This is a genomic window from Nitrobacter sp. TKz-YC02 (assembly GCF_049852135.1).
GTDB classification, from domain to species: domain Bacteria; phylum Pseudomonadota; class Alphaproteobacteria; order Rhizobiales; family Xanthobacteraceae; genus Nitrobacter; species Nitrobacter vulgaris.
This window is the reverse complement of sequence record NZ_CP180728.1, coordinates 741,485-766,902: the sequence shown is the minus strand read 5'-3', so window position 1 is coordinate 766,902 and position 25,418 is coordinate 741,485. Positions and strand designations below refer to the sequence as shown.

Below are 25,418 nucleotides of genomic sequence, written 5' to 3'. Positions count from 1 at the left end.
CAACGAAGTGAGGCATCGCGATGGTTCAACCCTGTTTGTCGTAAGAGAACTGAATACCGGCCGTTCCACCCGTCTCGATAAACAAATTAATGAAGGCCGGAATGGTCTCAGCACGCTTCCAGTCGCGTTGCAGTTCGCAGAAGAGCTGCGGCACACTGCTGAGCTTTGCGCCGGCCTGTTCGATGCGGCGCAGGGCCGCCTCATGAGCCGCGACCGACGTCCCGCCGACGGCATCGACGAGCACATACACCTCGTAACCCTCCTTAAGCGCATCAAGCGCCGGAAAGGTCAGGCAGGCCTCGGTCCACAGCGCCGTCATGATGAGCTTCTTGCGGCCGGTGGCCTCGACCGCCTTGCGGAATTCGACGTCTTCCCACGAATTGATCGTGGTGCGATCGTAGGTCGGATATTTGTCGAGCGCCTTGCGGATCGTGGGGATTGGCGGCTTATTGAGTCCGGTCTTCACGTTCACGGTCGAATGGATAATCGGCAGTCCGTAGACGACCGCCGCTTTCGCTGCACCAGTAATGTTGTTGACAAGGATCTGCCGATCCATCGATGCAATGGAGTTCACCTGCACCGGTTGATAGTCGATGATGATGAACGTGGAATTTTGCGGCGTCAGAAGATCATCCTTTGCCGGATCACGGATTGCTTCGCTGACCACGGGTCATTTCCTTTCATTGAAGGACTCGCTGACATTTACGCGGGTGCACCGACGGCGGGGACGAGCGCACCGCCGCTGAATGTTGAAGGATGAGACGCGATCCGGCTAGCCGAATCGCGTCCCTCTCAACCGTCGTCAGCCGCTGGCCGCGACCGGCTCCAGAGTGCCGAAGCGGCCGCTCTGGAAATCAATCATGGCCTGGCGGATTTCGCCTTCCGTGTTCATGACGAACGGGCCATGCATCACCACCGGCTCGTCGATCGGCTCGCCGGAAAGGATCAGTACTGAAGCCTCACCATTTGCCTCGATAGTCATCTCTCCACCGTTGCGGTCGAGCAATGCGAACTGCGCCTCGCGGGCGATCTCGCTACCGTTGACAAGCACCGTGCCCTTTAGCACCACCACCGCGACGGTGTGCCCTTCCGCCGGCTTGAACGTGGCAACGCCGTTGCGGTTGAGCTTCACGTCGTAGATGTCGATCGGCGTAAAGGTCTTCGCCGGCCCTTTTCGGCCGTCGAACCCACCGGCGATCACCCGCAACTTGCCGGCGCCGTCCGGTAAATCCACCGCCGGAATGTCGGCGTCGAGCAAGGTCTGGTATCCGGGATCGGCGTTCTTCGCCTTGGCCGGCAGGTTGACCCAGAGCTGCACCATCTCCAGCGTGCCACCCTTCTTGGTGAAGGCGCGGGAGTGGAACTCCTCATGCAGGATGCCTGAGGCTGCCGTCATCCACTGCACGTCGCCCGGCCCGATCAAGCCGCCGTTGCCGGTGGAATCGCGGTGCTCGACCTCACCCTGATAGACAATGGTGACGGTCTCGAAGCCGCGATGCGGATGCACGCCCACACCGCGCGGCTGCTCCACCGGAGTAAAGTCGGCCGGCCCGGCATAGTCGAGCAGCAAAAACGGGCTGACATGGTCGCCGTGGCTGGCGTGCGAGAATAGCGAGCGAACCGGAAAACCGTCGCCCACCCAATGCTGCCGGGGACCGCTAAAGACACCAAGTACCTTTCGCATGATGAACCTCCGTGACGCGGCCTACTTCGACCGCTGTTGCAACGAAGGATATAGGTGGGACAAATACCCCGGTAGCTGGCAATATCGCCCATCACTGTCCTATTAATGAGACGATGATGCAGGATCTCAACGATCTGTATTTCTTCGTTCAGGTGGTCGATCATGGCGGTTTTGCCGCCGCCGCCCGCGCGCTGGGGATGCCGCGTTCGCGGTTGAGCCGCCGCATCGCAATGCTGGAGGACAGGCTCGGGGTGCGGTTGATCCAGCGTTCGACCCGGCGCTTCAGCGTCACCGAGATCGGACAGGACTACTATCGGCATTGCGTCGCTATGCTGGTGGAAGCCGATGCGGCGCAGGAACTGATCGAGCGCTCGCGCAGCAAACCGCAAGGTATCGTTCGCGTGAGTTGTCCGCCGCCGCTTCTGTATTTTCAGGTCGGCGAGATGATCGCCCGCTTCATGGCCGAGTGTCCGGACGTTGCGGTGCATCTCGAAAGCACGCCGCGCCGGGTCGACGTGATCGCCGACGGTATCGACATCGCGCTGCGCGTGCGTTTTCCGCCACTCGAAAACAACGATCTGGTGATGCGGGTATTGGCCGAGAGCACGCAGCGGCTGGTGGGGGCGCCGATACTGTTAAAGGGACTGAGCCACCCGCTTGTTCCCGCCGATCTTCCCAAGCTGCCAAGCATCGGCTGGGGACCGCCTCACCAGCATCATGAATGGTGCCTCGACGGCCCTGACGAAGCCACTGCGCTGATCCCCTACACACCACGCCTCATCACCGAGGACATGGTGGCACTGCGTTTCGCGGCCCTGCGCGGCATCGGCGTCGGACAATTTCCGGCCATGGTAGTGGAAGCCGACCTCGACAATGGCACGCTGGTCGACGTGCTGCCGCAATGGCGTCCGCGCGCCGGCATCATCCATGCGGTGTTCTCGTCACGACGCGGATTATTGCCCTCGGTACGAGCGCTGCTGGACTTTCTGGCCGCAGAGTTCGCCGCTTTGACGGAAGCGAACAGCAGCGTTTCTTCAAGGAAGCAAATAAGGTAGGTCATCCACGCAACCCGTCCCCCGCCGAAACCGGACGCTCCGATGGCCCGCAGGTTTTCCGCACGCTATCAATCCGAACCGTTCTCCGCGCTGGCTACCTGGGCGCGGCGACTTGCGGTATTCTCAGCGGTCGCGACGCTGGTGTCCATTGTGACCGTGAGGTTCGGTATCCTCGAGAGCAAGCCCGCGCTCGCGACCTTGTTGGGTGCTCTGGCCTGCGCCGGGCTGTCGATCCTGGTGGCGTTCGCAGGCCTTGTGGCGCTGTGGCGGGACGGCTCACGCGGCATAGGCCGTATCCTGACAGCGCTGCTACTGAACGTGCTCATTCTTGCCTATCCGGCATACCTCGCTGTGAAATACCGCAACCTGCCGCCGATCCACGATATCACCACCGATCCGATCAACCCGCCTCACTTCGACGCGCTGGCGCGGCTGCGCGGTACTGACGGCGCCAACTCCGCAGTCTACACCGGTCTTTATTCTGCCGAACAGCAGCGCGTGGCCTATCCCGCGATCGAGCCGGTGGAGCTGGATCTGACGGCCCAGCATGCCTTCGACATCGTCCGGCGGCTCATCGCGCGGCGCAAGTGGCTGGTGATCGATGAACGCCCGCCGCAGCTGCCGCGGCAGCCCGGCCATATCGAGGCCGTGGCGAAAACGCCAGTCATGGGGTTCCGCGAAGACGTGGTGATCCGCATCATGCCGACCGAGGACGGGTCGCGCGTCGATATCCGATCCTCGTCGCGTTATTTCGAGCACGATCTCGGCAGCAACGCCGCGCGTGTCAGCAGTCTGATCGACGACATCAACACCGCTGCCGAAAACATTGTCGAGAAGTCGGTGAAGGAGCCGCCCGTGCCGGTCAAGCCTCCCACAAAGGGCGCGGTCAAGCGATAAGGCTCACGCCAGCCGGTAGCGTCCACCGATAACGGGATCACCATCCGTGAGCACAAGGCCCCGCGCCACCAGATCTTCCAGATGCGCCAGCACCGAATAGCCGGCGGCGCCGGACAGTCTGGAATCAAGGCCGATATAGATGGCTCGGACCAGGGTCGGAATATCGGCCTCGCCTTTCGCCAGCCGATGCAGGATAGAAGCCTCGCGCGCCCTGCGATGCCGCGCCAGATACCGCACGAAACGCGGCCCATCCCGAATCTCGGGACCATGACCGGAGAAATACAGTTGCTCGTCGCGCTGCGAGAGTTTCTCGAGCGAGGCCATATAGTCGATCATCGACCCGTCCGGCGGCGCGACGATCGAGGTGGACCAGCCCATGACATGGTCACCAACGAAAAGGATTCCGCGTTCCTTCCACGCAAATGCCATATGGTTCGCGGTGTGTCCTGGCGCGCTCACCGCTTCCAGCGCCCATTCGTCGCTGGCCGCGGCGTCGCCATCACGAAGCCTAACGTCGGGACTAAAGTCGCGATCGGCGCCGAACTCCGGATTGTGTTTTTCGTTTTCAAACCGTGGCCGCGAAGCACGATGCGGTCCCTCCGCATAAACTGCCGCGCCGGTAGCCGCCCTGACGCGCGCGGCATTCGATGAATGATCCTTGTGGGTGTGGGTGACGAAGATGTGCGTCACAGTCTCGCCTCTCACCGCGTCGAGCAACGCTTTCGCATGAGCCTCGCTATCTGGTCCGGGATCGATGATCGCAACCTTGCCGCGGCCGACGATGTAGCTCACCGTTCCTGTGAAGGTGAAAGGACTCGGATTATTGCACAGCAAGCGACGGACCCCGGGCACGACTTCCTCGGCGACGCCCGGCTTCAGCGGAAAGTCACGGTTGAAGGGAATGTCTTCAGTGTCGGACATGAACTAACCCAAGCCGTCATTGCCGGATTAGAGCCTTTCCCCTGATGGCATCAGAAGCGAAGCTCTAGATTGTTGTTTTGTTTCTTCACGCGAACCGATGCCCACTCCGCTCCGAAAACGCTATGAATCCGGCAATCCAACCTTCTTCAAAGATGGATACCCGGGCCACCTGCGCGGAGACGCGCTTCGCGCTTTTGCCCGGGCATGAGGGATTCGGAGTTGCGCGACGATACGGCCCTTAAGAAAACGCCGGGATTCCGGTGATGGCGCGGCCAAGGACCAGCGCATGGACGTCGTGGGTGCCTTCATACGTATTGACGGTTTCAAGGTTGGCGGCGTGGCGCATCACGTGATATTCGATCTGAACTCCGTTGGCGCCGTGCATATCGCGCGCCATCCGCGCGATATCGAGCGCCTTGCCGCAATTGTTGCGTTTGACGATAGAGATCATCTCCGGCGCCATCTTGCCCTCGTCCATCAAACGGCCGACGCGCAGGCTGCCCTGAAGCCCGAGCGCGATGTCGGTCTGCATATCCGCGAGCTTCTTCTGCACCAATTGCGCAGCCGCCAGCGGACGGCCGAACTGCTTTCGCTCGAGCACGTATTTTCGCGCGCGATCCATACAGTCTTCCGCCGCGCCCATAACGCCCCATGATATGCCGTAGCGCGCGCGGCTCAGGCAGCCGAACGGACCTTTCAGTCCGGACACGTTCGGCAACAGGTTTTCTTCCGGCACGACCACGCCATCCATCACGATCTCGCCGGTAGCCGACGCCCGCAAACTGAGCTTGCCGTCGATCTTCGGGGCGGATAGGCCCTTCGCGCCCTTTTCGAGCACGAAACCGCGGACCTGGTTGTCATGCGCCGACGACTTAGCCCAAACAACGAACAAATCCGCGATCGGTGCGTTGGAAATCCACGTCTTCGAACCGGTCAGCCGATAGCCGTCTGACACTTTCTCGGCGCGGGTTTTCATGCCGCCGGGATCGGAACCGGCATCCGGTTCGGTCAGGCCGAAACAACCGACCCATTCGCCGGTCGCAAGCTTCGGCAAATATTTTTTGCGCTGATTCTCGTCGCCATAAGCGTAGATCGGATACATCACCAATGATGACTGCACCGAGTTCATCGAGCGGTAACCCGAGTCCACGCGCTCGATCTCCCGCGCGACGAGGCCATAGGCGACGTAGCTGGCATTGGCACAACCATACTCTTGCGGAAGTGTGATACCGTTCAGGCCAAGCTCGCCCATCTCATTGAAGATTTCGCGGTCGGTCTTCTCCTCCTGATAGGCCTTAACGATACGCGGCTGCAGCTTGTCCTGCGCATAGGCGCGCGCGGTGTCGCGGATCATGCGTTCGTCTTCAGTCAGCTGATCGTCCAGCCTGAACGGATCGTCCCACTGGAAACTGACCGGCACGGGTTTGTCCTTGCCTTGCGGACGAACACTCATGACAATCCTTTCACGTCGTTCCGGATACCGCTGCCGGCAAAGCCGCGATCATGAGTATATCCTAATTCGACGCTGCAACCACAGTCAGCTTTCCAGATGCTCGTTCGAAACGATCTCGATGCCGAAACCGGAGAGCCCCTTATAGTCATAGGCCGACGAGGTCAGATGCCGGATCGACGTCACGCCGAGATCGCGCAGAATCTGTGCGCCAACGCCGACCTCTCGCCACTGTCTGTTGCGATCAGCTTCCGCTGACCTGTCTTCAGGGAGCGGCGCCACCGGCACCCCCGCGGCGCCGTCTCGCAGATAGACCAGCACGCCGCGGCCGGCCTTCCTGAAGTGTTCGAGCACCGCCTCCATGCGTTTCGGCCCGGCGAAAATGTCGCGTACAATATTGGATTTGTGGAAACGGGTCAGGACGTTCTGGCCGTCGCCGACGCCGTTATAGACAAACGCGACATGGGCTATCGTATCGAACGGCGAGCGGTAAGCGTAGCCTTGCAGCAGCCCGATCGGGCTGTCGATCGCAAATTCCGAGACCCGCTCAATCAGTTTCTCTCGCGCCTGACGATACGCGATGATATCGGCGATGGTCACATGCCTGAGCCCGTTCGCAGCAGCAAACCGCGCCACCTGCTCGCCTTTCATCACCGTGCCGTCGTCGTTCATCAGTTCGCTGATGACCCCGACTGGGGGCAGGCCCGCCAACTTGCAAAGATCGACCGCCGCCTCGGTATGGCCGGCGCGCAGCAGGACGCCGCCATTGCGTGCGATCAGAGGGAAGACGTGGCCGGGCCGGGCAAAGTCGCTGGCGCCGGCGTTCGGATTGGCAAGCGCCCGGCAACAGGAGGCACGCGCCTCGGCCGAAATGCCGGTGCCGCCGTCCGGCTTGTAATCAATCGAGACGGTAAACGCCGTTGTATGATTGGACTCGTTATGCGCGACCATCGGATCGAGCCGCAGCCGTTGCGCATCCTCCGTGGTGATCGGCGCGCAAACGATGCCGGACGTGTGCCGTATGACAAACGCCATTTTCTCCGCAGTGCAGAGCGAGGCTGCGACGATCAGATCGCCCTCCCCCTCACGGTCCTCATCGTCAGTGACGACGACGATTTCACCATTGGCAAAAGCCTGGAGGACTTCCGGTATCCGATGGGGCATGGTCTGCGCGTTCCCGTTTGACGGAAGCTCGTATGACGCAGAGCGGGCGGCGGTGCAACCGACGGCGTCCGGAAAAGCGATCACACGATCATGCCATCATATATGATCCGGCATGGTGAGTTCAGTACCGGATCAACTACGGCAGCACCTCCCGGCGCCCTTCCAGAATCGCGTCGGTCTCGGCGCGCTTGTCGGCCAGCAACCCGTTTTCGGCAGCTTCAATCGCCGCAAACAACTCTTGCGCGTCGGTCAGACGAGTCACCGTCACGTAATCCGCGCCGGCGGCATATTGATCCTCGACGTCCGACAGCCGGTCCGCCGTCGAGATGATCTTTGCGGTCGGGTTCAGCGAACGAACGTGGCGGACAAGCTTTTCATTATTGGCACCCTTGAGCAGCGAATCCGGTACGCTCAGAATGATGATCTCGGCACTACCGACCCCGGCATGGACGAGCGTATCCAAGTTGCTGATGTCACCATAAGTGACATGCAGGCCGCGAGCCGAGAGGGTACTGAACACCACCGGATTAAAGTCGACCACTCCGATCTGGTCCAGCATCGACTCGTCCCGGCATTCGATCTCGCTCAGCAGCGCGCTGGCGGCACGGAAGAATCCGAGAATGACAATGCGTCGCGGCTCACCGTGTCCTGCGCCATGCCCACCCTCCCCCGCCTGGAGGCGGTCGAGATCGCGAAGGCCGATCCGTTTCAGGAACATGATGCCGTGCCGAGAGAGCTGGTCGCTTCGACCGATAGCGAACGTACTCAGCACCGCCAGCACCACGAACGCGAACGACGCGGCGCTCGCGGTCTCACTTTGGATATGTCCCGCAATCAGCCCGGTTTGAATTACAACGAGCGAGAACTCGCTGATCTGCGCCAGATTGATGGCCGGCAGAAGGCTGGCTCGCAATCCCTGCTTCATCAGATATAGCGGCACGAAAGTCGTGCTGAGACGGCTTACGACGGTGAAGGCCGCGATCACCAGCGCGAGCCCAATCACGGATCCGTTCGGAATCGGAATAGTCATGCCCAGCGCGACGAAAAACAGCGTGATGAAGAAATCGCGCAACGTCGTCACCTTTGCGGTGACGTCGAGCGCGTAGGGAAAAGTTGAGAGCGAGACTCCGGCCACCAGCGAGCCCATCTCGCGCGACAGATGCAATTGTTCAGCGATTTCGCCGATCAGAAAGCACCACGCGAGCGCGCCGAGCAGCACCAGCTCGGGGCGGCGCGCGATCTGATGAAACAGGTAAGGCAGTACGTAGCGGCTGAGGATCAGCGCAGTCGCGACCAACGTGCCGGCCCGCGCGATCGACAGCAGCACGATGGTAATGTGAAGATCGTCGAGACTAGGCTGGACCGCCAGGAACAGGATCGCGAAGACGTCCTGAAGCACCAGCACACCAAGCGTGATACGGCCCGGCAGTGTGTCGAGCTCGTGTTTTTCATAGAGCACTTTGACGATGATGACTGTACTCGAGAGCGCGCATGCGACACAGAGATAAAGCGCATCGAACCCACCGACATTGATGGGCAGACCGATTGCCATGTAAAACAATACGCCCAGAATACAGCCGCCAAGGAGCTGTCCGCCGCCGGCGATCAGGATCACCGGCCCGGCGCGCATGATCTTCTTCAGATCGATTTCCAGGCCGATCATGAAAAGCATGAAGATCAGGCCAAGTTCGGAAATGGTCCGGATCGACTCCTGCGATTTGACCCATTCCATCCCGAATGGACCAATGAAGAATCCGGCCAGCAGATAAGCCAGAATCAACGGTTGCCGGGAAAAATGAGCGGCCAACCCAAGACCCCAGGCAAACAGGATGCAAAGCGTGATGTCGCCAATAAGTTCGTGCATTCCCCTCAGCCGGTCATGTATTTCAAACGCTCAAGCAAGGTGCGCAGTTGCCGCCGACTTCGTCGATGCCCAAGGCGCGCTCGCCCCTCGCGCAATCCGGGGGAGACTTTGCCGACATCCGCTTGCCCGCTCGCAACTCGGCATCAGATCAGCTTTTCGTTTTACAACGGGGAACGCTTGATCGCTTGATCCGGGATGTATGTGAAAGAGAGTGGTAGCGAGGGAGGGACTCGAACCCCCGACCCCAGGATTATGATTCCCGTGCTCTAACCAGCTGAGCTACCTCGCCGCAGTGTCCATCAACGATACCGTGAACGCGCGGCATATAAAAAGCCGCTCGAGGGCCTGTCAAGCAAAGCCGCAACAAGCGCCCCGACTTATCGATGAATGGTGCTTATTTGGGCCGCAAGGTCGGATCGCCGCCAGGGCTGCCGGGCGGGGGAATCACCGGCGTATTGCCGCCTTCCGGGGTCGGCGCACGGATTTCCGGATCGACTCCCGCAGGCGGACATAGCACGCCATCGGATTTCGCAAGCTTCTCGCCCAGTGGCTGCTTTTGCTCGCCCGCCGCCGTTCCGTTCTGCGCGGATATATCGTGAGGGGAGCAAGTGGGGGAATTGGGAGACGAGGGCGGCGTTGCCGTCGGAGCAGGCGGGGAGGATGCCGTCGGTGGCGCCTGCGCAACGGCAATATCGGCGAACGCAAACAGGGCAATCAACAGGGAGGCGATCTTCATTCGCATGAAACGGCAACGAATGGCCGCAGCGGATGTTCCGCGGCACGATCAGGATTTTCGATAGCGGATCAGCGAAAAATGTCCCATCGGCCGCATCGGGCGACGCTCGAAAAGCGTCACGCCGCCATGCTTGGCGGCCCAGTTAACGAGGCGCGCCCACGGGAACTCGGGGCGCCAGCCGAGCCGCCGGGCCAAGGGCGAAAAGCCCAGTTCGAACAAGCGGCGCGGCCCGCTCTCCGCGCCAATATGGTTGACCAGAATCAGTTCGCCGCCTGGCTTCAGGACCCGGACAAAATCATCGAGCGTCGCTTCGGGGTCCGGCACCGCCGTGATGACAAACTGCGCCACCACCGCGTCAAAAAACGAATCGGAAAAAGCGAGGTTCTTAGCGTCCATCACCGCCAGCGTTTCGACATTGGTGAGGTTAAGAGACCGCACCCGCTGCTGCGCCTTGCGCAGCATCGGTTCAGAAAGGTCCACGCCATACAGTTTCGTCGTGGATGCATAATCCGACAGCGACAGTCCGGTGCCGACGCCGACATCAAGAATACGTCCACCGATTGCGTTGGCAATTTCGATCGTGGATTGACGGCCGGGATCGAACACCTTGCCGAACACCAGATCATAAACCGGTGCCCAGAGACCATAGGCCCTGGCAACGCCCGCGCGGTCGATGTCGTTGCCCATGCTTCCCGCGCGTCCCGGACTCTACCCGCGCAATTCGGCGGCAAAGGGTTGTGCTGGCGCACTGTTCTGCGCGGCGGCTTCGTTTGCACGCTGCGCCATGGCCCGTGCGATGAATCCCCCGCCGAGCACACGCGCCTGCCCTTCCGGCCCGTCGTAGAACACACAGGCCTGACCAGGCGACACGCCCTCCTCGCCGGCCACGAGTTCGACCTCATAGCAGCCGTCGACAACGCGCAGCCACGCCGGCTGAGGTTTACGAGTCGAGCGCACCCGCACGAAGAGTTCAAGTCCACCACCGATGGCGCGGTCGAGCGCGCCATCGCCGATCCAGTTGACATCGCGCAGCACGATGCGATGCATTTTCAGCGCTTCGCGCGGTCCCACCACCACGCGCCGGTTCGCTGCATCAAGACTCAGAACGTAAAGCGGCGCGCCGGAGGCGATGCCAAGACCGCGGCGCTGTCCCACCGTGAAATGCACGATACCCTCATGGTGACCGATGACGTGCCCGCCGAGATCGACGATATCGCCGGGCTCCATCGCGTTCGGTTTCAACCGACTGATGATATCGGTGTAGCGACCGGTCGGCACGAAACAGATATCCTGGCTGTCATGCTTGTCGGCAACCGATAGACCAAAACGCCGCGCCAATTCGCGGGTCTGCGACTTTGTCATATCACCCAGCGGAAAACGTAGAAAATCGAGCTGCTCCCTCGTGGTGGCGAACAGGAAATAGCTTTGGTCGCGGTCCGCGTCCGCCGCGCAGAGCAGCGCGCGCGATCCACCGGGCAAACGGCGCGAGGCGACGTAATGGCCTGTCGCCAGCGCCGCAGCGCCAAGCTCGCGCGCAGTCGCCAACAGATCACGGAATTTGACTAAGCGGTTGCACTCGATGCAAGGCACCGGCGTCTCGCCCGACGCATAGCTGTCAGCAAAATTCTCGATCACGGTTTCGCGGAAGCGGCTCTCATAGTCCAGCACGTAATGCGGAACGCCGAGCCGCTCCGCAACGTTTCGCGCGTCATGAATGTCCTGACCGGCGCAGCAGGCACCCTTGCGATGGGTCGCAGCGCCATGATCGTAAAGCTGCAGGGTTATTCCGACGACATCGTATCCCTCGGACTTCAACAGCGCGGCCGTCACCGACGAGTCGACGCCACCCGACATGGCGACCACGACCCGGGTGTCCTGAGGACGACCTTCCAAATCCAGACTGTTGAGCATTGATCCCGTCAATTCATGAGACCGTTCAAGATCACATCCGCCTTGCGAATCGGAAACTTTCTCGGTGTTCACGGGCGGAATTCCGCCCGTTGAAGCAAACCAAAAGACCAGCCTTTAATATAGTCCGTATTCCTGCGAGGCAATCACGGCCGGACGACGACAGCAGACGGCAAATCTTGCCGCCGGGCAGAAAAGAGCGACCCGAATCGGCGGGTTCAGCCGCCAACCCGTTCTATAACTCATTGGCTATCATCATCATTTTCTCACCCGGACGATGGCCCGGTCTTTGCTGCTTGCCTCAACGTCTCTATCCGCAAGAGGTTGCCTGTGCTTAGCGTAACGACGGAAGCCGCCGCCAATGTGTCTTTCCAAAGCGCGCAGCCGAGTTCTCAGCGCGCCGACCGGTCGTCCGAAGATGCTTTCGGAACTCTGGTCGATGCCAGCGCGCAAGGCGCGCATGCCGCGGTCGCGCAGTCGTCGAATTCGCGCGATCCGGCCAAAATACGTCCCAATATTCCTCATCCGGACCGTGTTAAGCCGGAATCGGGCGACTCTCGGGCAACGTCCGTCCGGCGACCGCAGGCCGATTCGGGGGAGGCCGATAGGAATATGTGGCAATCCGTCCCTGGCGCAAAGGGATCGAGCGTCGCGCACCGCCACGAGACCCAACACGATGATTCCGAAGTCGCGTCGACGGAAAACGCTTCTGACAACATGCAGGCATTTTCGGACACGACAGTCCCCGGTGCCTCACCGGATCCGGTCGCAACGCCGCCTGCCGCAGCCATCCCGGTTACGGTGCCTCTCGCGGGAGCCCCCGCTGAATTAACAACCCATCCGGTTCGCAACACCCCGGAACCACCGCCGGCGCAGCAAACCGGCGCGATGACGACATCGCCTGCGAACGCAGGTTTCAATCCGGCCCTCGCAACCGATACAGCGGCGGTCGCAGCTCCCATCCTTCGAGAGCCAATCCTTCAAGAGACACCGAACACTGATCTGGCCGCGCAGGCAGCCGCGATGCAGACCGGCGGTGCCTTAGCGGCGGCAGTGGCCAAAACAACACCTGACGCCACGAAGGCGACCGTAAAGACCCTCGACAATGCGCCGTCGGGCAGAACAGCAGCATCGGCCCCCACAGGGATCCAGCCAGAACCGGAAGCGTCGGACTTAACAACGCCGTCGGCAGCAAGCGGCAATCCCTCGTCGCCCGAGGCCAAGCTCCCCGATCACGGGCATGATGCCGCTGCCACCGCCGGTGCGAAGACCGCCGCATCCGATACCGGAACGCCCGAAACGCAACCGGGAGCGGCAATGCCGCAGCATCCTGCCCAAACGGCCGACGCCGCCGTCGCTCCGCAGCCGCAAGCCGGCCAAATCGAAGGTCAGAGCATCAATAACGCTATTGCGCAGCCGCAAATCCAATCCAACACTGCAACCCCGGCGACGCCACAGTACAATGTCGCGGTGGTTACCGGCGCGGCCGTGCCACTGAACGGGCTTGCGGTCCAGATCGCAGTCACAGCGCTTAGCGGCAAGAGTCGCTTCGAAATCCGGCTCGACCCCGCCGATCTTGGCCGCATTGATGTCCGCCTCGACGTCGATCACCAAGGCCGGGTTACGTCGCATCTGACGGTCGAGAAGCCGGAAACGCTTGCAATGCTGCGGCAAGATGCGCCGCAGCTCCAGCGCGCGCTACAAGATGCCGGCCTGAAGACCGGCGATGGCGGTCTCCAATTCAGCCTGCGGGATCAATCCTCCCAGGAACAGAACGCGCGCGATGGCACCGGCGGCCGTCACAACCAGCGTCTGATCGTGACGGAGGAGGATCTTCCGGTGGCAGCGGCCGGACGAAATTATAGCCGGGTTTTCGAATCGAATCGCGGTCTCGACATCAGGGTTTGAAGGAGACGAAAATGACGACGTCAGTGGGTTCTGCGGTTCAGCAGGTGGTATCGGGCACGACGGCGCTGCCTGCCTCCTCTCCGGGTTCGCAAGCAACATCCAACAACGCTACGCTGGCCGGCAACTTCCAGACCTTTCTCACGCTGCTGACGACGCAATTGCAGAACCAGAATCCGCTCGATCCGCTGGATACCAACCAGTTCACCCAACAGCTCGTCCAGTTCGCGGGCGTCGAGCAGCAATTGAGAACCAACGACCAGCTTTCGAACCTCGTCTCCATGCAGCAGACCACGCAGGCAACGCAGGCTCTGGACTTCGTCGGCAAGAACGCCGTGGTTGACGGCAGCACCGCCACCATGACCAACAATGCGGCGACGTGGCAGCTCGGTATTCCGACGGCCTCCACCCTCACCGTCAACATCGCAAACAGCACTGGCCAGAATGTCTTCTCCGGCTCTTACGGCGTCAATGGCGGCGACAATCAGGTCTTCTCCTGGAACGGCCTCGGTAATGACGGCACTCAATGGCCAGACGGCAAATATACGCTGACCGCGACGGCTGCCGATGCATCCGGGAATCCGGTCGCAGTCTCGACGCAGATTCAGGGGCAGGTCAATTCTGTCGATCTGACCCAGTCACCCCCTTTGCTATCGATCGGCGGCCAGACCTACACCATCAGCCAGATCAAGCGCATCCTGAACTGACGGCGGTTGGCCGGTAGCAGGAATTCTTCCGCCACACCAGGCGACCCAACGCTCGGCCAAGCCCTATCCGGAACGCCATTTCAAAGGAGAATCATATTGAAGCCTAGAGCTTAGGCAAATTTTAAGCCGCAGGGCGTAGGTTTGTCGGTGAGTTCAATGGTTCAGAGTTTGTGAGTACGCCATGACAGAACCGCACCGCCCGAGGGTGAAATACGTCATAGGGCCCGACGGCAGTCCACTAACGATTGCGGATTTGCCGGCACCAGGAACCAAGCGCTGGGTCATTCGCCGAAAGGCCGAAGTCGTCGCCGCGGTACGTGGCGGACTTCTCTCGCTTGAGGAAGCTTGCAGCCGCTACACGCTGACTGTCGATGAATTCCTGTCGTGGCAGTTTTCGATCGACCAGCACGGCTTGGCCGGGTTGCGCACCACTCGTATTCAACAATATCGCCAATAAAAGAGCTTCTTTCAGGATAGTTCGAACCCAAACCGGCATTCATGCGGATGCCGGTTTTTTTGCTGTTTGCAATTTCGTCACGGGTCTTAACCACCATTAACCATATCGAAACCATACCATAGGCAATATTTGCCGAGTCGGCCTTCCAGGCCGAGTCTGAGGGGCTGGTTCGTTGCAAGGTCTGCTGGCATTTCTGAAAGGCCTGGGCGCATCCCGGCTGATGGCGATGGTCGCGGTCACCGCCGTGCTGATCGGTTTCTTCGGGTTCGTCATCGTACGCGTCACGACGCCGCAGATGACGACCCTCTTCACCGATCTCAGCGTTGAGGACTCCTCCGGCATCATCAAGGATCTCGAGCGTCAGGCAATTCCCTACGAGCTTCGTAACGACGGCGCCGTGATCATGGTGCCGAAGGACAAGGTCACGCGGCTGCGGATGAAGCTCGCCGAGGCGGGGCTGCCCAAGGGTGGCGGCGTCGGCTATGAGATTTTCGACAAATCGGATGCGCTCGGGACGACCAGCTTTGTCCAGAACATCAATCGTCTGCGCGCGCTGGAAGGCGAACTCGCACGCACCATCCGCGCCATCGACCGCATTCAGGACGCCCGCGTCCATCTGGTGCTGCCCGAGCGGCCGCTCTTTACGCGCGAGGCGCCTCAGCCCTCGGCTTCGATCGTGGTGCGTGTCCGCGGCGGCCTCGAACCGCAACAGATACGCGCTATCCGTCATCTTGTCGCTTCGGCCGTCAACGGACTGAAGCCGCAGCGGGTCTCCATCGTGGACGAATCCGGCCAGTTACTTGCCGACGGGTCGGCGACCGATGCCGACGGCGTGACCGGAGACGAGCGACGCAACACGTTCGAAAACCGGATGCGTCATCAGGTCGAGGCAATCGTATCGTCAGTGGTTGGAAGTGGCCGTGCCCGCGTCGAGCTCTCCGCCGACTTCGATTTCAACAAGATCACCCAGACCTCGGACAAGTTCGACCCGGAAGGCCGGGTGCTGCGATCCAGCCAGACCCGCGAGGAGTCCTCCACCACCGCGGAAAACAACGGCCAGGTCACGGTCAACAACGAACTGCCCGGCAATCAGCCGTCGGACAATCCGAACCCGGCGCGCGACCAGAGCAAGAAGAGCGAAGAAACCAACAATTACGAGATTTCCCGCACCACCAAGACCGAGGTGACCGAGGTGGGCCGCGTTAACCGCATTTCGGTCGCCGTTCTCGTCGACGGCACCTATGCCAAGAATGAGCAGGGTCAGACGGTCTACGCGGAGCGCAGCAAGGAGCAGCTCGACCGCATCGCCACGTTGGTGCGCTCGGCTATCGGTTTCGACCAGAAGCGCGGCGATCAGGTCGAGGTCGTCAACCTCAAATTCGCCGAGCCGCCCGCTGTCGTGCCGCTCAGTGAGCCGGCAGGATTGCTGGGAATGATCGCATTGACGAAGGACGACGTGATGTACGTCGTCGAACTTGCCGTCATGGCGCTGCTTGGCCTCGTGGTGGTGTTCATGGTGATCCGCCCGCTGGTCAAGCGAATCCTGGCCTCGGAGCCGGCCCCGGCCAGCGCGCAACCGGCCGCGCTCCCGGTCCCGGCCGACGCCAGCGCTCACCCAGCAGAACCAGGACAGAATCTCATTCCCGGCAGCAACGCCACCGCGCAATTGATCGACGTGGCCCAGGTGCAGGGACAAGTCCACGCCCAGTCGGTGCACCGGGTCGGCGAACTGGCCGAGCGCAACCCGGCCGAGACTGCATCCATCATCCGTCAATGGCTTACCGAACCAGCATAATCTGACATGTCCGTACCGCAAACCACCACCAACCCAAACGCCAACGACATCAACAGCGTCGTCGCCACGCTTGCGAGCCGGCAAAGCGCCCGTCCCAAGTCCAAGCCGATGAGTGGGCCAAAACGGGCGGCGGTGATGATGTTGGCGCTGGGCGAACAGTACGGCGGCAAGGTCTGGGCCATGCTGGACGATGACGAGGTGCGTGATCTGTCGCTGGCAATGTCGACCCTTGGCACGGTCGAGGCCGATGTGGTTGAAGATCTGCTACTCGAATTCGTCTCGCGGATGTCGGCGTCCGGCGCGCTGATGGGCAATTTCGATGCAACCGAGCGGCTTCTGACTCAATATCTCCCCGCCGAACGAGTGACCGGAATCATGGATGAAATCCGGGGCCCTGCCGGTCGCAACATGTGGGAAAAACTGTCAAACGTTCAGGAGGAAGTTCTCGCGAACTATCTCAAGAACGAATATCCGCAAACCATCGCAGTGGTGCTGTCGAAGCTGAAGCCCGAACATGCCGCGCGGGTGCTGGCCATCCTCCCCGAGGACATGGCGTTCGATGTGGTCGGCCGCATGCTCAAGATGGAAGCGGTGCAGAAGGAAGTGATCGAGCGCGTCGAGCAAACGCTCCGCAGCGAATTCATGTCCAACCTGTCGCAGACCCACCGCCGCGACGCCCACGAGGTGATGGCGGAAATCTTCAACAATTTCGACCGTCAGACAGAGACCCGCTTTATCACCTCGCTGGAAGAGGAGAACCGCGAGTCCGCCGAACGCATCAAGGCGCTGATGTTCACGTTCGACGATCTCGTGAAGCTCGATGCGGGTTCGGCACAGACCCTGATGCGCCACGTCGACAAGGACAAGCTCGGTATTGCGCTGAAGAGCGCCAACGAAGAGGTTCGCGCCTTCTTCATGGGCAACATGTCATCCCGTGCCGCGAAGATGCTGATGGACGACATGGCGGCGCTTGGGCCGGTCCGGCTGCGCGACGTCGACGAAGCGCAGGCGCTGCTGGTCAATCTCGCCAAGGACCTCGCAGCCAAGGGCGAAATCATGCTGTCGAAAAACCGCGCCGACGACGAGCTGGTGTACTGATGAACGGTCCGGCAAAATTCCTGTTCGATACGGACTTCTCGGCTCCGCATAAATCCAGGGAGCGAGCGCCTACGGCTTTGGAAATCGCGCAGCAGATCGCGACCGCGGAAGCCACGGCCTATAAAAAGGGCTTCGAGGCCGCGCAGCGTGAAGCCAAGGTGCAGTGCGATCACCGCGTGGCGCTGGCGATCGAGGGCAGCGCCGCGGGTATCAAGGAAATCGCCCAACGTTTCGCGGGCGTCGAAATGCGAATGGAGACCGAGGCGGTCGAAGTCGCCATCGCGGTCGCGCGTAAACTGTGCAGCGAATTGATCGCGGCCGAGCGATCGGCGGAAATCATCGCGCTAGTCCGTGACTGTTTCCGGCATCTGGTGGCCACGCCGCATCTCGTGGTCCGGATCAACGATCAGCTCTACGACGCAGTGCGCAGTCAGATCGAGTGTATGGCAAAACAGAGCGGGTTCGCCGGACAGCTCGTCATTCTCGCCGAGCCCGATGTCGCGACCGGCGACTGCAAGATCGAATGGGCCGACGGAGGGATCGTGCTGGAACGAGCGGCCATCGACGCCAAGATCGACGAACTGGTGCGCGGCTACATGACGACACGCAAATCGAACGGCACTCCCTGAGATGGTAGCGAACAATGAGCGATAACGACACCCAGGTTCCGCTTCCCGACCTCAACGCCGCCGATGCGCCGACAATCGACGACGTGGGATACAGCGAGGACGAGCAGGTCTCGCGGGTCGCCTCCGACCTCGAGGCCGTGTTCGACGTTCCGGTGCAGGTGTCCGCCGTGCTTGGCCGCTCCAAGATGGACGTCGGTGCGCTGCTCAAGCTCGGGCCTGGCAGCGTTCTGGAACTTGATCGTCGTGTCGGTGAGGCCATCGATATCTACGTCAATAACCGGCTCGTGGCGCGGGGCGAGGTGGTTCTCGTGGAGGACAAGCTCGGCGTGACCATGACCGAAATCATCAAGGCCGAGAAAACCTGACCGCCAGCGCTGCGAGCGTTGGAGACATAACAGGAGCAGATCCATGCGGCTTCTCATTGTTGGCACATTGAAGGGCCAGCTCACAACCGCCACCAAGATCGCCATGGATAATGGCGCCTCCGTCACCCACGCGGCCGGCAACGAACAGGCAATGGCCGTGCTTCGCGGCGGCAAGGGCGCCGATCTCCTGCTGATGGATGTCGGTCTCGATATCCGCGACCTCGTGATTCGACTCGAGGCGGAACACATTCACGTCCCGATCGTGGCCTGCGGCATCATCAGCGATGCTCGCGCGGCGGTCGCGGCGATCCACGCCGGGGCCAAGGAATACATCCCGCTGCCGCCGGACCCGGAACTAATCGCGGCGGTAATCGCCGCGGTGGCAAACGATTCCCGCGATCTCGTCTACCGCGACGAGGCGATGGCCAGGATCATCAAGCTGGCGCAGCAGATCGCAGGCTCCGACGCCTCGGTCATGATCACCGGCGAGTCCGGGACCGGCAAAGAGGTATTGGCGCGTTATGTGCACGCGCGCTCGAACCGAGCCAAACGGCCATTCATCTCGATCAACTGCGCAGCGATTCCGGAGCATCTTCTGGAATCCGAACTGTTCGGCCATGAGAAAGGCGCGTTCACCGGGGCTATCGCGCGCCGGATCGGCAAATTTGAGGAGGCCAGCGGCGGCACGCTGTTGCTCGACGAAATATCCGAAATGGACGTTCGGCTGCAGTCCAAGCTGCTGCGCGCCATCCAGGAACGCGTGATTGACCGGGTCGGCGGCACTCGGCCCTTGCCGGTGGATATCCGCATCATCGCCACCTCCAACCGCAACCTTGCGGACTCGGTGCGGCAAGGCACCTTCCGCGAGGATCTGCTGTTCCGCCTCAATGTCGTAAATTTGAAGATTCCGTCCCTGCGCGAGCGCCCCGCGGACATTCTCGAACTGGCGCAGCATTTCGCCAAAAAATATGCTGCTGCCAACGGCGTGCCGGTACGTCCGATTTCGGCGGACGCGCAGCGCGTGCTGACCGCCAACCGTTGGCAGGGTAATGTCCGCGAGCTGGAAAACACCATCCACCGCGCGGTGCTGATGGCCAGTGGCGACGAAATCGGCGCCGACGCGATCCTGACGCCGGAAGGCGACCGTCTTGATCTCGCCAAGACGGCGCCGGCCGTGGCCCATGCCACGCTCGCCGCCGAGCAGGTGACACGCGCGCTGGTCGGTCGTACCGTCGCCAACGTCGAGCGCGACCTGATCCTTGAAACGCTGAAGCACTGCCTCGGCAACCGGACCCATGCCTCCAACATCCTTGGCATCTCAATCCGCACCCTGCGCAACAAGCTGAATGAATACGCCGACGATGGCGTCGCAATCACGCCCCCCGGAAACGGCGATCATCGCGCATTCGTCGCAACGGCCTGACAACCCGATCCACCGCGAGGGCAATGCGTCTTGCGCTCGCTCCGCGAATGGTTAGCTTTCGAAGATCAAATCGCGGCGTCGTTCGCCGGCTTCCTTAGTCTTCGAAATCATGGCCTCCTTCACACCGCATCAGGATACAGCGCTGAAAGCCGTCGCCGATTGGCTCAAAGCCAAACCCGGCAAGAACGGAACGCCTCCGGTATTTCGCCTGTTCGGCTTTGCTGGAACCGGCAAGACCACGCTGGCGCGTCACATCGCTGACAGCGTCGATGGAGAGGTCAAGTTCGCGGCCTTCACCGGCAAGGCTGCGCTGGTGATGCGCAACAAGGGCTGCGACGGCGCATCGACGATTCATTCGCTGATCTACCGCGCCCGCGAATCCGGCGAGGAGCAGCCGAGCTTCGAGCTATGGGACGATGCGCCCGCCTCCAAGGCCAAGCTCATCGTGATCGATGAATGCTCCATGGTCGACGCGGAACTCGGCCGCGATCTGATGTCGTTCGACTGCCCGCTGCTGGTGCTGGGCGATCCCGCACAACTGCCGCCGATTCAAGGCGCCGGCTTCTTCACCAATGCCAAGCCGGATGCGATGCTGACCGAGGTTCATCGTCAGGCGCAGGACGACCCGATCGTGCGGATGTCGATGGACGTGCGCGAGGGTCGCGAACTCGACATCGGCCGCTACGGCGAAAGCGAGGTGGTGTCGCGCGGCGATCTCGATCCGGCACGCGTGATGGATGCCGGCCAGGTGCTGGTCGGGCGCAACAACACCCGCCGTTCCTACAACATGCGATTTCGGCAACGGCAGAACATCGAGGATCCGCTGCCGGTGGCGGGCGACAAGCTGGTCTGCCTGCGCAACAACCGCAAGAAGGCGCTCTTTAACGGAGGACTGTGGCGTGTGAAATCGCGCGCCACCTCAAAGTCAAAGATCATCACGATGCGTCTGTCGCCCGACGAGGAATTTGCACACAAGGTGACAAAAGTCTCCGTGCGACAGGACTGTTTCGCCGGAGGCGTCGAGGATATTCCGTGGGAACAGCGTAAACCTTACGACGAGTTCGACTATGGCTATGTCCTGACGGTGCATAAGTCGCAGGGGTCGCAGTGGGACGACGTGGTCCTGTTTGACGAAAGCTTCGCATTTCAGGACAGCCGCGCACGATGGCTCTACACGGGCATCACCCGCGCTGCAAAGCGACTGAGCGTCGTGGTGTAATGATTAATCCGGGACACGAAGCAGGACAGCTTCACCGCGAAGCATCACCAATGACATTTACCTTGATATGAGCAAATCCACTCAAACAGGCCAGCTTGCGATTATATCGCATCGAACTAAAAAAATGAACCATGAAGCGGCCATCGAGCACTAACCGTACGATGATCGTCACATGAATTACGGCCGCTCGCGGCAATCTGACGCCGCGCTGATTTTGTGACGCCTTAAATATCTGACACTTTGAAATAAATAGAACAAATGTCTTTGGCCAATATTCCCACCCGTTGAGGAGCTTAAATGATGCGATCGAAAATCCTGTTGACGGCGCTGTTTGCTGGTTCCGTTGCACTCACATTTTCCGTTCCGGCGACCTCAGCACCGCTCATGGCTCAGTCCAACATGAGCAAGGTTGCCCCGTCCTCAATCGAGACCGTTCAGTATTATTATCGTCGCGGATATTATGGCCCTGGCTACGGCTACGGCTACGGCAATGGAGCAGCGTTGATCGGCGGCCTGGCGGCTGGCGCCATTGTCGGCGGCGCGATTGCTGCCGGTCAGGCCAATGCGGCCGCGGCTGCGCAACAGAACGTGGCTTATTGCGCGCAGCGCTTCCGTTCCTACGATCCGGCATCCGGAACCTATCTTGGCACCGATGGATACCGTCATCCCTGTCCGTAACCGGAATTCGATCGGCGCGGTGAGAGCATGATCCCGAAAAGTGGGAACCGGCTTTCGGACAAGATCATGCTCAGTCGAAAAAAAGCAGAGTCTGATTCAACGCCGTTGAATCAGGCTCTCGAGCCTTTCCGCTTCTGACGAAATCAGAAGCGGGGCTTCATAGTTTTGATCTGACGCGTTTTCTTCACGCGCCCGGTATTCCATCCTCGGGTCAAACCCGAGGACGTGCTTCGCTCAAGAACACTATATCACCGCCTACATCGGACCATTTGCCGCGGAGCCAGTTGGCTCCGCGTTTTGCCGTGCGGATAACTCTGACGTCGTGGTTCAGACGTTCGCACTCGATCGAGCCGGTCGATCGGTCGCAGCAAGAGCCCGGTCCAGATCGGCGATCAAGTCGGCGGCATCCTCCAGGCCGATCGAAAGCCGTATGAGACCGCTGGTAATGCCGGCAGCCTCGCGCGCTTCCTCCGACATTCCGGCATGGGTCATCGTGGCGGGATGAGCCACCAGGCTCTCGGTGCCACCGAGCGACTCCGCGAAGCTGAAGAGCCGTACGGCCTCGACGAAGCGGCCAACCTCCACCTCGCCTCCTTTCAACTCGAAGCTAAGCATCGCGCCAAAGCCGGATTGCTGCGCTTTAGCAACAGCATGACCCGGATGCGAGGGTAATCCCGGATAGTGGCATGCCGCGACAAGGGGGTGTGAGACAAGAAACTCAGCAACCGCTTGCGCGTTACGTTGCTGACACTCCACGCGCGGAAACAGCGTACGGACCCCGCGAAGCGCCAGATAAGAATCAAACGGCGCCCCCGTCGTGCCAACGATATTGGCCCAGGTCGTCAAGGCTTCGGCATCGCCGGGATCGGCTGCGATCACTGCGCCACCGACCATGTCCGAGTGGCCATTGAGATATTTCGTCGTCGAGTGAACGGCGAAATCGGCGCCCAGCGCGATCGGTCGCTGCAGCGCCGGCGACAGGAAGGTATTGTCAACAGCCACCTTGGCACCGACCGTCCTTGCCTGCGCGACGATCGCCCGGATGTCGACGATGCGCATCAAGGGGTTGCTCGGGGTCTCGATCAAGATGAGCTTGGGTTTGTCCTTCAAAGCAGACGTCAGCGCCACCTGGTCGTTCTGATCAACAAAGACCACCTTGAAGTGACCACGGTCGCGGCGGTTCAGAAGCAGGCGATGAGTGCCGCCGTAACAATCATGCGGCACAACCACAATGTCGTCGCGTGAGAGTTGCGACAGCACCAGATCGATCGCGGCCATGCCCGACGACACCACCACCGCTCCCGCGCCGCCCTCGAGTTTGGCAAGAGTGTCGGCCAGCAGCGTCCGGGTGGGGTTACTGGTACGGGTGTAATCGTGCGTACCTTTGCGCCCAAATCCGGGCCAAGTGAAAGTGCTCGACAGACAGATCGGCGGCGTCACCGCTCCGAAAGTATCTTCCGCCGCGATGCCGTTTGCAGCCGCGACCGTTCTCGGATTCATAGATTCGGACATGACGTTCGTGAACTTTCAATAAAAATTCGAGGGCCGGCACGATCCCGTCCGGGATATCGCGCCGGTCAGCCGTTTGCAAATTTAAGGGACTTCGTCCGAAACACAACGATCCTGGGAAGCCAACCCAATTCGCGTTGCGCGGTCACAAGGAGCTTGCGCCGCATGGAACGCGACGCGTTCTGTTCTCGCTTTGAACAAAAACTCAGGCGCAATCGGCCTAATCGTTGAAAAAACGCCCTTCCTTCACCTCTACGACATAGCCGGCGCGAATGACGAAGTCGCCGAAGTGTTCGCCGGGTTTGCGGTCGCGGGAATAGTGACCGAGCGTCTTGTCGAGCGCTTCGAGGATCGCGGGCTCGCCGACATTCTCCAGATACATCTTGTTGAGCCGCTCGCCATGGAAGCCGCCGCCGAGATAGAGATTGTACTTGCCTGGCGCGCGTCCGGTGAGGCCGATCTCGGCGATATAGGGGCGTGCGCAGCCATTCGGGCACCCGGTCATCCGGATGGTGATCGGATCGTCCTTGAGCCCATAAGTGCCAAGGATAGCCTCGATCTTGGTCACGAGATCCGGCAGGTAACGCTCGCTTTCGGCCATCGCCAGACCGCATGTCGGCAGCGCAACGCAGGCCATCGAGTTGAGGCGCAAGCCGCTACGGGTCTCGAACTGATCGAGACCATATTCCTTCATCAGCGCTTCGATCTCGGGCCGATCCTCAGGAGCGATATCGGCAATGATGAGATTCTGGTTCGGCGTGACGCGGAACATACCCTTGTGGACCTGCGCAATAGCGCGCAAGCCATCCATCATCGGATAGCTCGGTGTGTTGATGACGCGGCCGTTCTGGATGTAGAGGACGCAATGCTCGCGACCGTCCTCGCCTTTGACCCAACCGAGCGGATCACCGTTCGAGGTGAAGGTGTAGGGCTGCTCAGGCTTGAAGGCGAAGCCGAGACGACGCTCGGCTTCCGCCTTGATCCAGTCGAGGCCCTTTTCGTCGATGGTGTATTTGAAACGAGCATGCAAGCGGTCGAGACGGTCGCCGTAATCGCGCTGGACCGACATCACCGCATCGATCGTGGGAAACAGCTTGTCCGCGTCGATATAGCCGATCACGCTGGCAAGGCGCGGATAGGTCTTTGGCGATTGATCGGTCCGACCAAGGCCACCTCCGATGGCGACGTTGAAGCCCTTCAGCTTGCCGCGGTGCGCGATGGCGATGAAGCCGAGGTCCTGGCCGTAGACGTCGATATCGTTGCTGGGCGGGATCGCAAATCCGATCTTGAACTTCCGGGGCATGTAGGTGCGCCCGTAGAACGGTTCCTCGGGAGCGTCCGTTTCCTCGCGCTCGGCACCGTACCAGATTTCCTTGTAGGCGCCCGTCCTGTGAACCGCATGGTCGCTGGCCTGCTTGGCCAGCGCATAAACCTCGGCGTGCAGTTTCGACAGATCAGGATTGACCGTGCTCATGACGCCGCGGGTATCGTCTCCGCAGGCCGCCTTGGTGTCGAGAAGGACGTCGCGTAGTCCCTGCATAAGGGTGCGCAGATCGTGTTTCATCACGCGATGAAACTGGAACGTCTGGCGCGTGGTCAGCCGTAGCGTGTTGCCGGCGTAGTTGCGCGCAAGATCGTCGAGCTTCAGCCATTGGCCGGGCGTGCAGACCCCGCCCGGCAGGCGTACGCGCGCCATGAACGAGAACGCCGCCTCCAATTTCTGACGCCGGCGCTCGTCACGAATGTCGCGGTCATCCTGCTGATAGATGCCGAAGAACTTCATCAGCTTGGCATCGTTCGCAGTCACCGCCGAGGTGATCTCATCGGCGAGACTCTGCTTGATCGTGCCCCGCAGATAGTCGCTGTTGGCTTTCAGCGTCTCGTCAGGCCCAAGCTTATCAAGCGGCTGCGAGACATCGCGGCTGCGATCGGGTTGTGTCTTTGCGTCCACCAA

General features: G+C 60.9%; 23 protein-coding genes and 1 tRNA gene. 12 read left to right on the top strand and 12 right to left on the bottom strand.

Annotation, left to right across the window (positions count from 1 at the left end; all coding sequences use genetic code 11):
- Positions 1-25: 25 nt before the first annotated feature.
- Together ACM561_RS03565 and ACM561_RS03560 are read right to left on the bottom strand one after the other, a co-directional pair.
- Positions 26-667 carry a hydrolase gene (locus ACM561_RS03565; protein WP_425908092.1) on the bottom strand — a complete coding sequence of 214 codons (642 nt, stop codon included), beginning with the start codon at positions 665-667 and terminating at the stop codon, positions 26-28.
- 135 nt (positions 668-802) lie between these two features.
- Entirely contained in the window at positions 803-1,684 is an 882-nt protein-coding gene (locus ACM561_RS03560; protein WP_425908090.1) for a pirin family protein, read from the bottom strand.
- Between the two features lie 116 nt (positions 1,685-1,800).
- On the opposite strand from ACM561_RS03560, the gene ACM561_RS03555 reads away from it, so the two are divergent.
- Both ACM561_RS03555 and ACM561_RS03550 read left to right on the top strand, forming a co-directional pair.
- Positions 1,801-2,739 carry a LysR family transcriptional regulator gene (locus ACM561_RS03555; RefSeq protein ID WP_425908089.1) on the top strand — a complete coding sequence of 313 codons (939 nt, stop codon included), beginning with the start codon at positions 1,801-1,803 and terminating at the stop codon, positions 2,737-2,739.
- A 42-nt stretch (positions 2,740-2,781) separates the two neighbouring features.
- Positions 2,782-3,636 carry a DUF1499 domain-containing protein gene (locus ACM561_RS03550; protein ID WP_425908087.1) on the top strand — a complete coding sequence of 285 codons (855 nt, stop codon included), beginning with the start codon at positions 2,782-2,784 and terminating at the stop codon, positions 3,634-3,636.
- A 3-nt stretch (positions 3,637-3,639) separates the two neighbouring features.
- On the opposite strand, the gene ACM561_RS03545 is transcribed toward ACM561_RS03550, so the two are convergent.
- The 8 genes from ACM561_RS03545 to mnmA all read right to left on the bottom strand — a co-directional run bounded on the left by ACM561_RS03545 (position 3,640) and on the right by mnmA (position 11,682).
- Positions 3,640-4,557 (bottom strand): MBL fold metallo-hydrolase, encoded by a 918-nt coding sequence (locus ACM561_RS03545; protein WP_425908086.1) that lies wholly within the window; start codon positions 4,555-4,557, stop codon positions 3,640-3,642.
- A gap of 238 nt (positions 4,558-4,795) precedes the next feature.
- Positions 4,796-6,010 (bottom strand): acyl-CoA dehydrogenase, encoded by a 1,215-nt coding sequence (locus tag ACM561_RS03540; protein ID WP_425908084.1) that lies wholly within the window; start codon positions 6,008-6,010, stop codon positions 4,796-4,798.
- 84 nt (positions 6,011-6,094) lie between these two features.
- Entirely contained in the window at positions 6,095-7,171 is a 1,077-nt protein-coding gene (gene ribB, locus ACM561_RS03535; protein WP_425908082.1) for a 3,4-dihydroxy-2-butanone-4-phosphate synthase, read from the bottom strand.
- Positions 7,172-7,307: 136 nt separating this feature from the next.
- On the bottom strand, positions 7,308-9,035 hold the full coding sequence (locus ACM561_RS03530) for a cation:proton antiporter (protein WP_425908081.1): 1,728 nt from the start codon (positions 9,033-9,035) through the stop codon (positions 7,308-7,310).
- 212 nt (positions 9,036-9,247) lie between these two features.
- Positions 9,248-9,324: transfer RNA gene (locus tag ACM561_RS03525), tRNA-Met, on the bottom strand.
- Between the two features lie 105 nt (positions 9,325-9,429).
- Positions 9,430-9,771 (bottom strand): hypothetical protein, encoded by a 342-nt coding sequence (locus ACM561_RS03520; protein WP_425908079.1) that lies wholly within the window; start codon positions 9,769-9,771, stop codon positions 9,430-9,432.
- A 48-nt stretch (positions 9,772-9,819) separates the two neighbouring features.
- Positions 9,820-10,458 carry a class I SAM-dependent methyltransferase gene (locus tag ACM561_RS03515; RefSeq protein ID WP_425908077.1) on the bottom strand — a complete coding sequence of 213 codons (639 nt, stop codon included), beginning with the start codon at positions 10,456-10,458 and terminating at the stop codon, positions 9,820-9,822.
- Positions 10,459-10,479: 21 nt separating this feature from the next.
- Positions 10,480-11,682 (bottom strand): tRNA 2-thiouridine(34) synthase MnmA, encoded by a 1,203-nt coding sequence (gene mnmA / locus ACM561_RS03510; RefSeq protein ID WP_425908076.1) that lies wholly within the window; start codon positions 11,680-11,682, stop codon positions 10,480-10,482.
- A gap of 327 nt (positions 11,683-12,009) precedes the next feature.
- Here mnmA and ACM561_RS03505 point away from each other — a divergent pair, with 327 nt between their 5' ends.
- The 10 genes from ACM561_RS03505 (at position 12,010) to ACM561_RS03460 (ending at position 21,955) form a co-directional block, all read left to right on the top strand.
- Positions 12,010-13,587, top strand: coding sequence for a flagellar hook-length control protein FliK (locus ACM561_RS03505; RefSeq protein WP_425908074.1), 1,578 nt, complete (start codon positions 12,010-12,012; stop codon positions 13,585-13,587).
- Positions 13,588-13,598: 11 nt separating this feature from the next.
- A complete protein-coding gene (locus tag ACM561_RS03500) occupies positions 13,599-14,291 on the top strand; it encodes a flagellar hook assembly protein FlgD (protein WP_425908072.1) in 693 nt (230 codons plus the stop codon).
- Between the two features lie 181 nt (positions 14,292-14,472).
- Positions 14,473-14,748 carry a DUF1153 domain-containing protein gene (locus tag ACM561_RS03495; protein WP_002714638.1) on the top strand — a complete coding sequence of 92 codons (276 nt, stop codon included), beginning with the start codon at positions 14,473-14,475 and terminating at the stop codon, positions 14,746-14,748.
- A gap of 172 nt (positions 14,749-14,920) precedes the next feature.
- A complete protein-coding gene (gene fliF, locus ACM561_RS03490) occupies positions 14,921-16,543 on the top strand; it encodes a flagellar basal-body MS-ring/collar protein FliF (RefSeq protein WP_425908068.1) in 1,623 nt (540 codons plus the stop codon).
- A 6-nt stretch (positions 16,544-16,549) separates the two neighbouring features.
- Positions 16,550-17,641, top strand: coding sequence for a flagellar motor switch protein FliG (fliG, locus tag ACM561_RS03485; RefSeq protein WP_425908067.1), 1,092 nt, complete (start codon positions 16,550-16,552; stop codon positions 17,639-17,641).
- On the top strand, positions 17,641-18,270 hold the full coding sequence (locus ACM561_RS03480; RefSeq protein ID WP_425908065.1) for a FliH/SctL family protein: 630 nt from the start codon (positions 17,641-17,643) through the stop codon (positions 18,268-18,270). Before fliG ends, ACM561_RS03480 begins: the two co-directional genes overlap by 1 nt.
- A gap of 14 nt (positions 18,271-18,284) precedes the next feature.
- Positions 18,285-18,635 (top strand): flagellar motor switch protein FliN, encoded by a 351-nt coding sequence (fliN, locus tag ACM561_RS03475; protein WP_425908063.1) that lies wholly within the window; start codon positions 18,285-18,287, stop codon positions 18,633-18,635.
- A 43-nt stretch (positions 18,636-18,678) separates the two neighbouring features.
- On the top strand, positions 18,679-20,058 hold the full coding sequence (locus ACM561_RS03470) for a sigma-54 interaction domain-containing protein (RefSeq protein ID WP_425908061.1): 1,380 nt from the start codon (positions 18,679-18,681) through the stop codon (positions 20,056-20,058).
- A gap of 109 nt (positions 20,059-20,167) precedes the next feature.
- Positions 20,168-21,277 (top strand): ATP-dependent DNA helicase, encoded by a 1,110-nt coding sequence (locus tag ACM561_RS03465; protein ID WP_425908059.1) that lies wholly within the window; start codon positions 20,168-20,170, stop codon positions 21,275-21,277.
- 297 nt (positions 21,278-21,574) lie between these two features.
- On the top strand, positions 21,575-21,955 hold the full coding sequence (locus ACM561_RS03460; protein ID WP_425908058.1) for a BA14K family protein: 381 nt from the start codon (positions 21,575-21,577) through the stop codon (positions 21,953-21,955).
- Positions 21,956-22,282: 327 nt separating this feature from the next.
- Here the strand turns inward: ACM561_RS03460 and metB are convergent, their stop codons facing one another.
- Complete coding sequence (gene metB / locus ACM561_RS03455; protein WP_425908056.1) at positions 22,283-23,467, bottom strand: cystathionine gamma-synthase; 1,185 nt, start codon at positions 23,465-23,467, stop codon at positions 22,283-22,285.
- A 217-nt stretch (positions 23,468-23,684) separates the two neighbouring features.
- The gene (locus tag ACM561_RS03450; RefSeq protein WP_425908054.1) at positions 23,685-25,415 is read right to left on the bottom strand and encodes an NADPH-dependent assimilatory sulfite reductase hemoprotein subunit; all 1,731 of its coding nucleotides are present in this window, start codon (positions 25,413-25,415) and stop codon (positions 23,685-23,687) included.
- Between the last annotated feature and the right edge of the window lie 3 nt (positions 25,416-25,418).

Excerpts from the sequence above, each read along its gene's own strand:
- ACM561_RS03560 (WP_425908090.1), bottom strand. The coding sequence starts at position 1,684 with ATGCGAAAGGTACTTGGTGTCTTTAGCGGTCCCCGGCAGCATTGGGTG.
- ACM561_RS03555 (WP_425908089.1), top strand. The coding sequence starts at position 1,801 with ATGCAGGATCTCAACGATCTGTATTTCTTCGTTCAGGTGGTCGATCAT.
- ACM561_RS03550 (WP_425908087.1), top strand. The coding sequence starts at position 2,782 with ATGGCCCGCAGGTTTTCCGCACGCTATCAATCCGAACCGTTCTCCGCG.
- ACM561_RS03545 (WP_425908086.1), bottom strand. The coding sequence starts at position 4,557 with ATGTCCGACACTGAAGACATTCCCTTCAACCGTGACTTTCCGCTGAAG.
- ACM561_RS03540 (WP_425908084.1), bottom strand. The coding sequence starts at position 6,010 with ATGAGTGTTCGTCCGCAAGGCAAGGACAAACCCGTGCCGGTCAGTTTC.
- ribB (WP_425908082.1), bottom strand. The coding sequence starts at position 7,171 with ATGCCCCATCGGATACCGGAAGTCCTCCAGGCTTTTGCCAATGGTGAA.
- ACM561_RS03530 (WP_425908081.1), bottom strand. The coding sequence starts at position 9,035 with ATGCACGAACTTATTGGCGACATCACGCTTTGCATCCTGTTTGCCTGG.
- ACM561_RS03520 (WP_425908079.1), bottom strand. The coding sequence starts at position 9,771 with ATGAAGATCGCCTCCCTGTTGATTGCCCTGTTTGCGTTCGCCGATATT.
- ACM561_RS03515 (WP_425908077.1), bottom strand. The coding sequence starts at position 10,458 with ATGGGCAACGACATCGACCGCGCGGGCGTTGCCAGGGCCTATGGTCTC.
- mnmA (WP_425908076.1), bottom strand. The coding sequence starts at position 11,682 with ATGCTCAACAGTCTGGATTTGGAAGGTCGTCCTCAGGACACCCGGGTC.
- ACM561_RS03500 (WP_425908072.1), top strand. The coding sequence starts at position 13,599 with ATGACGACGTCAGTGGGTTCTGCGGTTCAGCAGGTGGTATCGGGCACG.
- ACM561_RS03495 (WP_002714638.1), top strand. The coding sequence starts at position 14,473 with ATGACAGAACCGCACCGCCCGAGGGTGAAATACGTCATAGGGCCCGAC.
- fliG (WP_425908067.1), top strand. The coding sequence starts at position 16,550 with ATGTCCGTACCGCAAACCACCACCAACCCAAACGCCAACGACATCAAC.
- ACM561_RS03480 (WP_425908065.1), top strand. The coding sequence starts at position 17,641 with ATGAACGGTCCGGCAAAATTCCTGTTCGATACGGACTTCTCGGCTCCG.
- fliN (WP_425908063.1), top strand. The coding sequence starts at position 18,285 with ATGAGCGATAACGACACCCAGGTTCCGCTTCCCGACCTCAACGCCGCC.
- ACM561_RS03470 (WP_425908061.1), top strand. The coding sequence starts at position 18,679 with ATGCGGCTTCTCATTGTTGGCACATTGAAGGGCCAGCTCACAACCGCC.
- ACM561_RS03465 (WP_425908059.1), top strand. The coding sequence starts at position 20,168 with ATGGCCTCCTTCACACCGCATCAGGATACAGCGCTGAAAGCCGTCGCC.
- ACM561_RS03460 (WP_425908058.1), top strand. The coding sequence starts at position 21,575 with ATGATGCGATCGAAAATCCTGTTGACGGCGCTGTTTGCTGGTTCCGTT.
- metB (WP_425908056.1), bottom strand. The coding sequence starts at position 23,467 with ATGTCCGAATCTATGAATCCGAGAACGGTCGCGGCTGCAAACGGCATC.